Below are 13,397 nucleotides of genomic sequence, written 5' to 3' on the forward strand. Positions count from 1 at the left end.
AAAATACCTGTGTTTTATTAATTTATTGTTAAAGTTGATTTTTTGCTTGCAATAATGCAACTGGTTGAATTATCTTTGCAGCATCAAAAAAGAGGGGTGGTTCCCTCAACTTTTGGATAAATTTTCATAATTTATAGTTTTTTGGTTGGTTAATAGCATAAAAACTCAGTCATTAATTTGATTGGGTTTTTTTGTTTTAATACTTTTGGAACAGATATTGCAATCACAGTTTTAAAAAATCACAATTCAATGAAAAAAGTTATCGTTTTAATTTTGTTTTTTATCACTGTCAGTTTTGATACTCAAAAACCGGAGGCCTATGACGTTGGCGAATGGTTCAAGTTCAGAATCCACTACGGATTCATCAACGCCGGATATGCTACGCTGGAAATCAAAGAAGCCGTTAGAGAAAATAAAAAGGTATATCATGTTATTGGTAAAGGCTACACCGTAGGAATGTCCCGCTTCTTTTTCAAAGTAGATGACAACTACGAAACTTATTTTGACAAAATCACCAATAAACCCTACCAATTTGTCCGAAAAATAGACGAAGGCGGTTATACTAAAAATCAGGAAGGTTTTTTTAATCAGGCCACTAACAAAGTATTGGTTAAAAACTATAAAAACAATACCGAAAAAACATTTGCCGTTACTGAAAATGTGCAAGACATTTTATCAACCTTTTATTATTTGAGAAATCATCCCAATATTGATAAGCTTAAAGTGGGAGAATCTGTCGTGGTAGATATGTTTTTTGATGATGAAATTTTTAAATTCAAATTAAAATTTATCGGCAGAGAGCAATTAAAAACAAAATTCGGAACGGCATCAACAATGATCTTTAGACCTTTTGTACAATCAGGTAGAGTATTTAAAGAAGAAGAAAGTCTGACCGTTTGGGTATCCGATGACGAAAATAAAATACCTTTGCGAATCAAAGCCAGTTTAGCCGTTGGCTCCATCAAAGCTGATTTGGACGGCTTCAAGGGATTAAAAAATCCTTTTATGGTTAAATTAAAAAAATAATGAACAACAAAACAACAAACTACAACCAAGTCCTAACTGATTTAGAAGAAAAATTTGAGGCCATAAACCAAAAAACCGAAACCCATCTCGAAGGTTTGCTTTGGGCTAAACCCATAACCTATTGGGATTATATTCAAACCGATGCGCTTCTGAATCTGCAAACCCAAAGAACTGTTTTGCCCGACGAAATGGTCTTTGTTATGTACCATCAAGTCAATGAATTGTTATTCAAAATGATTTTATGGGAAATAAAACAACTTTGTCACAACGAAAAACCAAAAACTGATTTTTTTACTGAAAAACTTCGAAGAATCAGCCGCTATTTTGATATGCTTACCACTTCTTTCGATATTATGGGCGACGGAATGGAAGTAGAACAATACATGAAATTCAGAAACACTTTAACTCCGGCCAGCGGATTTCAAAGTGCACAATATCGCTTGATAGAATTCTCTTCAACGGATTTAATCAACTTAATTGATTACAGATTCCGAGCAACTATTGACCGAAATACACCTTATTCTCATGCTTTCGAACACTTGTATTGGCAAGCCGCCGGAAAAGATTATCAAACCGGTGAAAAATCATACCTGATTTTAGAATTCGAAAGAAAATACCGCGAAGAGTTTCTTCGATACATGGAAGAATACAACACCATCAATATTTGGCAAAAATTCAAACAACTTCCGTCAGAAGACCAACAAAATCCAGAATTAGTTAAAGCCATGCGCCATTACGATTACACCGTAAATATCACTTGGGTAATGGGTCATTTAAACGCCGCCAAAAAATACATCGAAAGCGGTCAAGGTTCAGGCGAAGCTACCGGCGGAAGCGATTGGAAAAAATACATGCATCCCAAATACCAACGCCGCATATTTTTCCCTGAATTGTGGAGTGAAGAAGAATTAAAAAATTGGGGCGAAGGACTATAAGCAAGTATGATGTCAAAAATCTTTCGAATCCTTTTTCCGACCTTGGTTGTCCTTTGTTTTGTAATCTCTTGTGATAAAACAAAAGAAGAACCATTTATGGCAGAAAAGCCCAAACCTAAATTGGTGGATTTTGGCTTTAATCTGCACGATTTTAATGTGGTCAATGACACTGTAAAATCAGGAGATACTTTCGGAAGCCTTATCGAAAAACAAAACTTAAACGGCAACGAAGTGTATGACATTGTAGCCAAAGTAAGAGACTCATTTGATGTCAGAAGCATCAGAATAGGCAAACCTTACACCATTCTTCGCAGTAAAAACAAAACCAATAAAATACAGTATTTCATCTACCAACCGGATAGAATGAACTATTATATCATCGATTTTAGAGATTCGATTGTTGCCCATAAAAAAACAAGACCTTTGACCTTTAAAACGAGAACAATCGCTGGTGCGCTTAATGGTTCTTTATCCGAAACCTTGGCCAAAGACAACGTTGATCCGGCATTAGCTTCCAAGATTGCCAAAATTTACGCCTGGTCCATCGACTTCTTCAAGCTCCAAAAAGGCGATAAATTCGGCTTAACTTTTACCGAACGCTACATTAACGATACTATTTATGATGGCGTTGACAGTTTAAAAGCCTCTTTTTTTGAATACAAAGGCAAAAAAATTTACGCTTTCCCTTTCTCTCCTAATGAAAATTCGAAAAAACAAGAATACTACGATGAAGAAGGAAAAACTTTAAAAAACTTCTTCCTGAAAGCACCGTTAAAATTTGTCAATATCACTTCGAGATATTCCCGCAGCCGATTCCATCCCGTACAAAAAAGATGGAAAGCGCACAACGGAACTGATTATGCAGCGCCAACCGGAACACCAATCATGTCAACCGCTGCCGGCGTAGTAGAACAAGCGGGTTATACCACCGGAAACGGAAATTTTGTCAAAGTAAAACACGACCGAACCTATTCCACCCAATACTTACACATGTCCAAAATCTTGGTCCGTCGCGGCCAAAGAGTTACCCAAGGACAAGTTATCGGTAAAGTAGGAAGCACCGGTTTAGCCACCGGACCGCACGTATGTTATCGCTTCTGGAAAAACGGCGTGCAAGTAGATGCTTTGCGCTTAAAACTACCAACTTCAACACCTATGGATGCTAAGTACAAACAAAAATTCTTAGAAGTCATTACGCCACTCAAAAAAGTATTGGACAGCACTGCAGAAGCCAAATTCAGAAAATAATTTTATTTTTTTTGCGTACTACAACGTTAGCGTAAAACACAGTCTGTTTTTTTACCAATCTATATTTGTAAATTTGCCTATCAAATGTAAACAAATGGCATTAGCGCAAATCAATCCAACAAGTACCAACACTTGGGAAAAACTAAACCAACATTACGCTCAAATGAAACACGTTTCTTTAAAAGAAATGTTTGTCAATGACACTGCAAGAGCGGAAAAATTCAACATTCAGTGGCATGATTTTTTAGTCGATTATTCTAAAAACATCATCAATCCAGAGACTTTAAATCTGCTCCAAGACTTAGCCAAAGAAGCCCGTTTGGAAGAAGCCATCGCACAATATTTCAACGGTGATACCATCAATCAAACCGAAAATAGAGCCGTTTTACATACCGCTTTGCGTTCTCCCGAAAATGCTACTGTTTTAGTCGATGGAGAAAATGTTATTCCGGAGATTTATACGGTAAAAAATAAAATCAAAATTTTCTCTAACGAAGTGATTTCGGGACAAAGAAAAGGCTTTACCGGTAAAGGCTTTACTGATGTGGTTAATATCGGAATTGGCGGTTCGGACTTAGGCCCGGCCATGGTCGTTGAGGCTTTACAGTTTTACAAAACGCAATTAACCGTTCATTTTGTGTCCAATGTGGATGGCGATCACGTGAATGAAGTCATCAAAAAACTCAACCCCGAAACGACTCTTTTTGTCATTGCTTCTAAAACGTTTACCACACAAGAAACACTATCCAATGCTGAAACCATTCGCGCTTGGTTTTTGAAATCAGCGAAACAAGAAGATGTGGCCAAACATTTCGTTGCCGTTTCTACTAATATCCAAAAAGTAACCGAATTCGGCATCAATCCCGATAACATTTTCCCAATGTGGGATTGGGTTGGCGGTCGTTTTTCACTTTGGAGTGCCGTTGGGTTGTCTATCAGCTTAGCCATTGGTTTCGACCATTTTGACAATTTATTAAAAGGTGCTCACGAAATGGATGAGCATTTCAAAACTGAATCTTTTGATAAAAACATTCCGGTCGTTTTAGCTTTATTAAGCATTTGGTACAATAACTTTTTTGGTGCCGAAAGCGAAGCTTTGATTCCGTATACCCAATATTTACAAAAGTTAGCGCCCTATTTGCAACAAGGCATCATGGAAAGCAACGGAAAAAGTATCGGTCGAGACGGAAAACCGGTAAACTACCAAACCGGAACCATTATTTGGGGTGAACCGGGAACGAATTCTCAACACGCTTTCTTCCAGTTGATTCACCAAGGCACCAAATTGATTCCAACGGATTTTATTGGTTATGTAAAACCTTTATACGGTAACCAAGACCATCACGATAAATTGATGTCTAACTTTTTTGCCCAAACTGAAGCGTTGCTAAACGGTAAAACCGAAGCCCAAGTGAAAGCCGAATTTGAAAAACAAAATATCACCGGCGCAAAAGCAGACTATCTTTTACCATTTAAAGTTTTCGCCGGAAACAAACCCACGAATACTATTTTGATTGAGAAATTAACCCCAAAATCATTGGGTTCATTAATCGCGCTTTACGAACATAAAATCTTTGTTCAAGGGGTAATTTGGAACATCTTCAGTTATGACCAATGGGGTGTTGAACTGGGTAAACAATTGGCCAATTCTATCTTAGACGAAATTCATTCCGGAACGGTGAAACCACACGACAGCTCTACGGAATTTTTGCTAAAGCACTTTTTAAAAAATAAATAGCTTAAACAGAACCCAAAACCTCGCTAATTCGTGAGGTTTTTTTATGCCTTTTCTTTATATTTGTTATTCTAAAAAATAAACTATGTACCACTTTATTCAAAAATTCCACTCAGGTTGGGCTTATTTAGCGCTGTTATTATTAGTTTTTGCTGTTGTTAATTCGTTTATGGGTATGTCCTCAAAAAGAGAGTTCACTGCCAAAGACCGAAAAATTGCCTTGTTTGGTTTGATTGCAACTCACGTACAATTATTAGTTGGATTGATTCTTTATTTTGTTTCTCCTCTTGGGCATGCTTTATTAGGCGAAATGAAAGATTCAGCTGCTCGATTAACTTCTTTAGAACATCCGTTAATCAATATCATTGCTATTGTTTTAATCACTATAGGTTGGTCAAAACACAAAAAAGGAGAAACTAACACGGCCAAATTCAAATCGATTGCTGTTTTTTACGGCATTGGATTGCTTTTGATTTTGAGTCGAATCCCATGGAAAATGTGGTTCTAAAAAATAACTAAAGTCCTGAAAAGGACTTTTTTTATCAAGGTATGGTTTTTGCAAAAACCCATTTATTAATCAAAATATTCTTTATGAATACCAAAATAACCTCTTTCTTGTTTGTCTTGATGACTTCCTTTTTTTTGTTAGCCTTTTCTTCTCGAAATCCGCAACAAAAAGAAAAGCCACAGGAAAAACCTAAAGAAAAAACAACCACAGTTAAAGACAATAAAGACAAAACCAAAACGGTTATCAAAACCGACACCGTTGCGGCAAAAGAAGTTCCGGTGATTAAAGAAACCGATACGCTTCAAATTGACCCAAATTCAAAACTAAAAATTTATAAAAAAAACGCTCACGCCTCTTACTATCACAATAAATTCAACGGCAGAAGAACTGCCAGCGGCAAGCGTTTTGACAACAATAAATACACCGCCGCTCACAAAAAATTACCTTTCGGCACCATAGTAAAAGTAACTAATGAGGCCAACGGAAAATCAGTTGTAGTAGAAATTACCGATCGCGGTCCTTTCTCCAAAGTACGTGAAATCGACTTAAGCCGCAGGGCTTTTATGGATATTGCCAGCAACAAAAAATCAGGGATGGTAATCGTAAAAATCGAAGTGGTGGAAGAACCCAAATAACTACCAATCAGCAAACGGTTTTTTGCTCAAATATGCGTTATAATAACGCTCGTCATTGGTTACTTCTTGGCCCAACCAATTTGGTTTTTCAAAGGTTTCTGATTCCGATTCGAGCTCGATTTCGGCTATAACCAATCCTTCATTGGCTCCCGAAAAAATATCGACTTCATAAATATGTTGACCGACTTTGACTTCGTAACGGACTTTGTCAATAATACCGCTTTCACAGATTTTCAGTAAGGCTTCGGCGTCTATCAAACTGATTTCCCTTTCCCATTCCAAACGCGTCATGCCGTTGGCGCTGCTTTTTCCTTTGATGGTTAAATACCCTTTATCGCCTTTAATTCGGATACGAACGGTTCTGTCGGGATTGGAACTCAAATAACCTTGTACTATTCGCTTTTGCGAAAAAGATTCGTTAATAAAATCATTAGAAAGCACTAAAAATTTACGCTCTATTTCAATCATTCTTCGCTTATATTTTAGGAGCAAGTTAATAAATATATACCTTGAAAATTGTATTTTTACGAGAATCTTAATCGCCAAAATTTTTGGGAATGAAATTGTACCGCCATAAAACGCCAATTTATAATTTAGCCGATTTATTTCGCTTGTACTTTGACCAAAACGGTTATCAATCGAATGATCGTTTGTTGTTTTTGGTGGATTTGGTGCAGTTTTTTCGACCCAATGATCCTAAGAAAGAAAATATTGTTTCCTTAAAATCGCTTTTAGATTATTTAGAAGCGAATCCGGCCATGACCGAGCAATTGAAACTGTATTTAGCCGAAGTGCTTTTGCAAAGAAAATTCGGCAGAATGCTTTCTGACACCGGAATTTTAAGAGATTCCGACTTTACCTACGAAGTCAAAAAACGCCTTTTTGCCAAAATACTCCCTTTCCAACCGGAAAAAGACACTTTGGAATTTGTTCTGAACCAAGTATTCTTTAAAAGTTCCGACCCAATATGGATAGCCCGAATTCCGTTTGAAGAATTACAAAAACTCTTTGATATTATTGGTTTAGAAACCATTTATGAATCGGTCGCCGAACAATCAGTATTGTCCGAAGTTATGAACGCAATGGGTTTAATTTCCCAAAGAATGAGCGGCAGAGCGATGGAAACCGATGTCATCAAAATGGTTCCGGAATACGACGATTTGGAAAGTCCGTTTGTGGCTTTTGAGAACGAGCTCAATTTTATTTTGGCCAAAATCAGAAACGGTGAAAATCATTTTATTGCTTCAGAAGATTTGAATTACAAACAATTGATGCTTCTTCACAAACAGTGTGAGGATTATGTTGATAAAGCCTTTGGCAACAGTTCTAAATTTGGAATCTCTTTAAAAGTAAATCAGAGTTTGCTTCGTATTCGCCAACAGTTACACCGAATGAAAGTGCTGATTTCCACTTTGGTCGTTAACAAACCTTCCGATAAAAAAAACAATTCAATTTTATTGTTATTGCGATTGATTAAATACAACTGTCAGAAAAACAATGTACGGCAGCTAATCAATGAAAGTACCCAATTGATATCTTATGAAATCACACAACATACTGCCAAAACAGGAGAACATTACATAACCGAAAGCCGTTCTGAATATTTTGCCATGCTTAAGGCAGCGGTTGGTGGCGGATTCATAGTAGGGATTTTGTGCATCATTAAATTATTATTTTCTAAAATTGAAACCAGTGGTTTTGGCCATGCTTTTTACTACAGCTTGAATTATTCCTTAGGTTTTATCGCTATTTATTTGATGGGTTACACTTTGGCCACCAAACAACCGGCGATGACCGCAGCAACCTTAATAAAAGCCTTGGAAAGTGGGATGAAAAAGCACCACAACTCCGAAAACAAACACGGTTCTTTTGCCCAACTCTTTGCGCGCTTGTTCCGTTCCCAATTTATAGCCTTTGTAGGCAATGTTTTTATGGCTTTCCCCGTTTCGATGTTGGGCATTTGGTTGATTGATTACTTTTTTGACTACAATATTGCTTTTGAAAAGTCCTCAAAACTACTGTTTGATTTGTCGCCAATACATTCTGCGGCTTTGTTTCATGCAGCCATTGCAGGTGTATTTTTATTCTTATCCGGAATTATATCGGGGAATGTTTCCAACAGAAATAAGCACAATCAAGTGTATTATCGCATCAAAGAACATCCGGTTTTAAAACAAAACTTAGGAATTGTCAGAACCAATGCTATTGCCAAATGGTTTGAAAACCATTGGCCCGGTGTGGTATCCAATGGGTGGTTTGGTGTTTTTTTAGGCAGCACGGCTTCACTGGGCATTTTTCTCGGATTGAACATTGACATTCGCCACATTACTTTTGCCAGCGGCAATTTTGCTTTGGGTTTGTACGGCGCCGATTTCTTTGTGGATTGGTCTACTATTGTTTGGGCAATTATCGGAATCGGGCTGATTGGTTTTGTCAATTTCGCGGTCAGTTTTTCTTTGTCTCTCGGACTGGCTTTTCGTTCTCGAAATATTCCGCTCTCTGAATTGCGCTTTTTATTCAGTTCGACTTGGGTTTATTTTAAAAGTCGTCCGACTGCTTTTTTCTTTCCGGTAAAAGACAAATAAAATGGAATCCGAAGTCACTTATCGAAAAATTATCCACATCGATATGGATGCCTTTTATGCTTCTGTAGAGCAAATGGACAATCCTGAACTCAAAGGAAAACCATTGGCTGTTGGCGGAAGCGAAGTTCGTGGCGTAGTTTCAGCGGCGAGTTATGAAGCGCGAAAGTTTGGCGTTCGATCGGCTATGAGTGGGATTCAAGCCAAACGCAATTGCCCCGATTTGATTTTTGTCCGACCCCGATTTGACCGCTACAAAGAAATTTCTAAAAAGATTCGGAAAATCTTTCACGAATACACCGATTTGGTCGAACCGCTATCATTAGACGAAGCTTATTTGGATGTAACCCAAAATAAAAAAGGCAATCCCAGCGCGACTTTAATTGCTCAGGAAATCAGACAACGTATTTTTGAAGAAGTAGGTTTGACTGCTTCTGCGGGAATTTCGGTGAATAAATTTGTGGCCAAAATTGCCAGCGATTACAACAAACCCAACGGGCAAAAAACGGTCAATCCCGAAGAAGTGGAATCTTTTTTGGAAAACTTAGACATCAAAAAGTTCTACGGCATTGGCAAAGTTACCACGGAGAGAATGTACCATTTGGGCATTTTTACAGGAAAGGATTTGAAATCAAAATCAGCCGAATTTCTGGAAGAACATTTCAGCAAAAGCGGTTTGCATTTTTACAACATTGTTCGCGGCATTCACAACAGTGCGGTGAAACCCAATCGCATCGCCAAATCAGTTGCGGCCGAACATACCTTTAACGAAAACCTGACTTCGGAAATCTTTATGGTGGAAAAGTTAGAACGCATCGCCAACGAGCTAGAAAACCGATTAAAGAAATACAACATCTCCGGAAAAACCGTAACACTCAAAATCAAATACAGCGATTTTACAACCCAAACGCGCAGTAAGACTTTGCCTTACTTTATTTCGGATAAAGGATTGCTGTTAGAGACCGCCAAAGAGCTGTTGTTTCAGGAACGAATGAAAGAATCTGTACGACTGCTTGGCATTTCTTTGAATAATTTAAATACCGAAATCAAAAAGACGGTTGTGGTACAATTGAAGTTTGAGTTTTAAGCCATAAAAAAACCAGCCCGAAAGCTGGTTTATTTTTATATAAGTTGAGCATTAATCTCTACTCGACAATTTAGATAACAATCTCAAGAATTCGATGTACAACCAAACTAAGGTAATCATCAATCCCATGGCGCCATACCATTCCATGTATTTTGGCATTTTTTGTTCAACACCTTTTTCGATTTGGTCGAAGTCTAAAAATAAATTTAAGGCGGCAATTACAATTACAAATACACTAATTCCGATACTAATCATAGAATTCCCGTGGTGAACCGGTGTAAAACTGGTAAACATCGACAACAACCATGAAATCAAATAATAAGTCGCAATGGCTAAAGTCGCTGCCAAAACAACCGATCTGAATTTGTCATTCACTTTTACGATACCGTATTTGTATAATCCGAAACAAACCATAAACGTAACAAACGTACAACTCACGGCTTGAATTACGATTCCGGGATACATCACTTCAAAAATAGCCGAAATCCCTCCAATAAAAAGGCCTTCAAATATGGCATAACCTGGTGCTAAATAAGTCGATGCTTGTGGCTTGAAAGTAGCAATCAAGACCAAAACGAATCCAACAATGGCACCGCCAATGGTTAATATCATTGGATTCTGACCATTAAAAGTCATAATCCATGTGATTGCAGCACTGGCAACCAATAAAACCAACATCAAGAAACTCTTATTAATCGTTCCGGAAACGGTCATGGTTTGGCTGTAATCAATAATTCTTGCTTCGTGCACTACTTCATCGGCACGAGAAGTATTTGAAAAAGTTTTGTTTTTAAAAAACGGATTATTTGAATTCATAGTGTTTGTTTTTAAAAAAAATTAAAGTCTAAAAATACTAAAATTATTCTATTTCAGAGACTCTCAAGGTATTTACCATTCCTTTATCGGCTACCGGCATGGCGGCCAGGTTGATGAGCATATCGCCTTTTTTTACATAGCCCTTTTCTTTGGCAATATCATTAACATCGCCTACGGTATCATCAGTACTTACAAATTTGTCATAGAAAAATGCATTTACGCCCCAAAGTAAATTCAATTGGGTTAAGATTCTTTTATTTGAAGTATACACTAAGATATGCGCTTTAGGTCTCCAGGCCGAAATTTGGAAAGCCGTATAACCACTATTAGTCAAAGTAGAAATTGCTTTCGCCTTAATTTCATTCGCCATAATCGCTGCGTGATAACAAATCGACTTCGTAATAAAACGTTTTGTTCTAACGTGAGGTGGATTTTGCGGCACATTGATTAATGGTGAATCTTCCACCGCTTCAATGATTTGGGTCATTTTTTCGATAACTTCCACCGGATAATTCCCTACTGACGTTTCTCCTGAAAGCATTACCGCATCGGCACCATCCATAACAGAATTCGCAACGTCATTTACCTCAGCACGTGTTGGTGTTAAACTGGTAATCATTGTTTCCATCATTTGTGTAGCTACAATTACCGGAATACGAGCTGTTTTGGCTCTATGAATTAATTTCTTTTGAATCAATGGCACTTCATGCGCCGGAATTTCTACTCCAAGGTCACCACGAGCTACCATCAAACCGTCACAAAAGGCTACGATTTTATCAATATTTTCCACCGCTTCCGGTTTTTCAATTTTGGCCACAATCGGAATTTTATAAGAAGAATGTTTGGCAATCAAATCTTGTAATTCTTCTAAATCTTTTGGCGTTCTCACAAAAGAAAGCGCTATCCAATCTACTTCTTGTTCGATAGCAAATAAGGCGTCTTTAATGTCTTTTTTGGTCAATGCCGGTAAAGACACTTTGGTTTGCGGCAAGTTTACTCCTTTTTTGGATTTCAGCGGTCCTCCTTGAATTACTTTACAAATGACTTCGGTGGTACCGTTGGTTTCCAAAGCTTCAAAGATGAGTTTTCCGTCATCTAACAAAATTCGCTCTCCGGGATTCACGTCTTGAGGGAAAGATAAATAGTTCATATAAACGCGCTCCTTGCTTCCCGGAACATCTTCGGCCGTTTGGAAGGTAATGATATCACCCGGATTTACTACTACATCTTCCTTCATCACCCCCACGCGAAGTTTCGGACCTTGTAAATCGGCCAAGATAGCCGTAGTATATCCAAACTCATCGTTCAATTCACGGATTATATCTATTCTTTCTTTTACATCGGCATAATCGGCATGGGAGAAATTGATGCGAAATACGTTCACTCCTGCGTCAATCATTTTTTTAATCACTTCTTTCGAACTACAAGCAGGACCAAGCGTGGCTACAATTTTAGTTTTTTTTCTTGTTGGCATTATCCTTAAAAAATTAAATTATTTTTTGATTTTATTTTTTCAGCTTCTACGGCGTAAACCGTACTCACTCTGACTATTTTTTTTACACTGCTGATTATTTTTGAAATATCAACTGCTACTTCGCCATTTTCGATTTTTAAAAAGTAATCCACTTTTTTAAACTCGGGAATCAGATAGATTTTGGGCGTAAATTCGTTGCTGCTTTCGGCAAATAATCCTTGATTGTTATTTTCCGCTGCAACTACAGCATCATTTTGATTTTGAACCAAACTCCAGGCTATGTCCTTATCATCTTCAAAAAAAAACCTCGTTAATTGGGTTTCCCCGTCTTTGTTGCTGATGTGAATATCACAACTGCTTTTTTTGAGATTAATGGGTAAATTTTGATTGATGTAATAAGCTAACCGATAATCTTCTAACGGAGAATGTATCGCAATCAGTTGATAATCTATCTCATCAAACTCTTCAATAGGCAATTTATGAACAGTCATATTTTGCAATTTAAGTTGTAAATATACTATATCTGACACAGATTTTAACCAACTCAATATTGAGTTAACGTTATTTTATGAACGAAAACGTTGTAGTTTTTTGAGAATCTGTATTATTTTTTGTTAATTTTTTCCTGAAATGCAAAATAGGCTCTTTGGGAAGCCTTTTCTTCTGCTTTCTTTTTTGAAGTTGCTCTGGCTTTGGCCACAATTTTATTATCGATACTCAATTTTACGCCGAAGTATTTTTGACCGTCATTCCCATTGTCATCAAAAACATCATAGTGAAAAGTTTTCTTTTCTTTTTGACACCATTCAATGAGTAAACTTTTGTAGCTGATGACTTTACCTTCTAATTTGGCAATATCTACATAGGGAACAATAACACTTCTTTGGATAAATTTTTGACAAAATTCATACCCTTTATCCAAGAAAATAGCGCCGACTAAAGCTTCAAAAATATTCCCATGGATGTTTTCACCGAAATGTTGGGTCGGTACTTTACTCTCTACAAAACGGATTAGATTTAAGTCTCTTCCCAATTCGTTTAAATGTTCTCTACTGACAATTTTAGAACGCATTTTGGTCAAATAACCTTCATCTCCTGCCGGTGCTTCGTTGTATAAATGAGCTGCAATTACAGCACTTAACATCGCATCACCAAGGAATTCCAGGCGTTCATAATTCATCGGATTGCCTTTCAAATCCATGCGATTAGTGGACCGATGCGTGAATGCTTTTTCGTAATAAATGATGGATTGGGGTTTAAAACCTATTACTTTTTGAATTTCATTAAAAAAAATCCCGTCCTCTGATGAACGGGATTTTTTATTAAATATATTTTTTAGAATTTTCATCTA

At 37.2% G+C, this 13,397-nt stretch carries 13 protein-coding genes; 8 read left to right on the forward strand and 5 right to left on the reverse strand.

Annotated features, from left to right (window positions below):
• Positions 1–249: 249 nt before the first annotated feature.
• The 6 genes from P7V56_RS01615 (at position 250) to P7V56_RS13740 (ending at position 6,087) form a co-directional block, all read left to right on the forward strand.
• Positions 250–1,026: a DUF3108 domain-containing protein gene (locus P7V56_RS01615; RefSeq protein WP_171221417.1), complete on the forward strand. Its 777-nt coding sequence runs from the start codon at positions 250–252 to the stop codon at positions 1,024–1,026.
• Complete coding sequence (locus P7V56_RS01620) at positions 1,026–1,961, forward strand: tryptophan 2,3-dioxygenase family protein (protein WP_171221416.1); 936 nt, start codon at positions 1,026–1,028, stop codon at positions 1,959–1,961. Before P7V56_RS01615 ends, P7V56_RS01620 begins: the two co-directional genes overlap by 1 nt.
• 6 nt (positions 1,962–1,967) lie before the next feature.
• Positions 1,968–3,209 carry a M23 family metallopeptidase gene (locus tag P7V56_RS01625; protein WP_370529617.1) on the forward strand — a complete coding sequence of 414 codons (1,242 nt, stop codon included), beginning with the start codon at positions 1,968–1,970 and terminating at the stop codon, positions 3,207–3,209.
• Positions 3,210–3,303: 94 nt separating this feature from the next.
• Positions 3,304–4,947: a glucose-6-phosphate isomerase gene (pgi, locus tag P7V56_RS01630; protein WP_171221414.1), complete on the forward strand. Its 1,644-nt coding sequence runs from the start codon at positions 3,304–3,306 to the stop codon at positions 4,945–4,947.
• A gap of 82 nt (positions 4,948–5,029) precedes the next feature.
• Positions 5,030–5,452, forward strand: a complete 423-nt coding sequence (locus P7V56_RS01635; RefSeq protein WP_171221413.1) for a hypothetical protein — start codon at positions 5,030–5,032, stop codon at positions 5,450–5,452.
• Positions 5,453–5,535: 83 nt separating this feature from the next.
• Entirely contained in the window at positions 5,536–6,087 is a 552-nt protein-coding gene (locus P7V56_RS13740; RefSeq protein WP_240976563.1) for a septal ring lytic transglycosylase RlpA family protein, read from the forward strand.
• Here the strand turns inward: P7V56_RS13740 and P7V56_RS01645 are convergent, their stop codons facing one another.
• Positions 6,088–6,555, reverse strand: a complete 468-nt coding sequence (locus P7V56_RS01645; RefSeq protein ID WP_171221412.1) for a CYTH domain-containing protein — start codon at positions 6,553–6,555, stop codon at positions 6,088–6,090.
• Positions 6,556–6,644: 89 nt separating this feature from the next.
• Here P7V56_RS01645 and P7V56_RS01650 point away from each other — a divergent pair, with 89 nt between their 5' ends.
• Together P7V56_RS01650 and dinB are read left to right on the forward strand one after the other, a co-directional pair.
• The gene (locus P7V56_RS01650) at positions 6,645–8,672 is read left to right on the forward strand and encodes a site-specific recombinase (RefSeq protein ID WP_171221411.1); all 2,028 of its coding nucleotides are present in this window, start codon (positions 6,645–6,647) and stop codon (positions 8,670–8,672) included.
• A 1-nt stretch (position 8,673) separates the two neighbouring features.
• Positions 8,674–9,756, forward strand: a complete 1,083-nt coding sequence (gene dinB / locus P7V56_RS01655) for a DNA polymerase IV (RefSeq protein WP_171221410.1) — start codon at positions 8,674–8,676, stop codon at positions 9,754–9,756.
• 51 nt (positions 9,757–9,807) lie between these two features.
• On the opposite strand, the gene P7V56_RS01660 is transcribed toward dinB, so the two are convergent.
• The 4 genes from P7V56_RS01660 to rnc form a co-directional block, all read right to left on the reverse strand.
• Entirely contained in the window at positions 9,808–10,572 is a 765-nt protein-coding gene (locus tag P7V56_RS01660; RefSeq protein ID WP_171221409.1) for a Bax inhibitor-1/YccA family protein, read from the reverse strand.
• 43 nt (positions 10,573–10,615) lie between these two features.
• A complete protein-coding gene (pyk, locus tag P7V56_RS01665; protein ID WP_171221408.1) occupies positions 10,616–12,046 on the reverse strand; it encodes a pyruvate kinase in 1,431 nt (476 codons plus the stop codon).
• A gap of 5 nt (positions 12,047–12,051) precedes the next feature.
• Positions 12,052–12,537, reverse strand: coding sequence for an IPExxxVDY family protein (locus P7V56_RS01670; protein ID WP_171221407.1), 486 nt, complete (start codon positions 12,535–12,537; stop codon positions 12,052–12,054).
• 113 nt (positions 12,538–12,650) lie between these two features.
• The gene (rnc, locus tag P7V56_RS01675) at positions 12,651–13,394 is read right to left on the reverse strand and encodes a ribonuclease III (protein ID WP_171221406.1); all 744 of its coding nucleotides are present in this window, start codon (positions 13,392–13,394) and stop codon (positions 12,651–12,653) included.
• Positions 13,395–13,397 lie beyond the last annotated feature (3 nt).

This window comes from Flavobacterium sp. IMCC34852, assembly GCF_030643905.1.
Taxonomy (GTDB): domain Bacteria; phylum Bacteroidota; class Bacteroidia; order Flavobacteriales; family Flavobacteriaceae; genus Flavobacterium; species Flavobacterium rivulicola.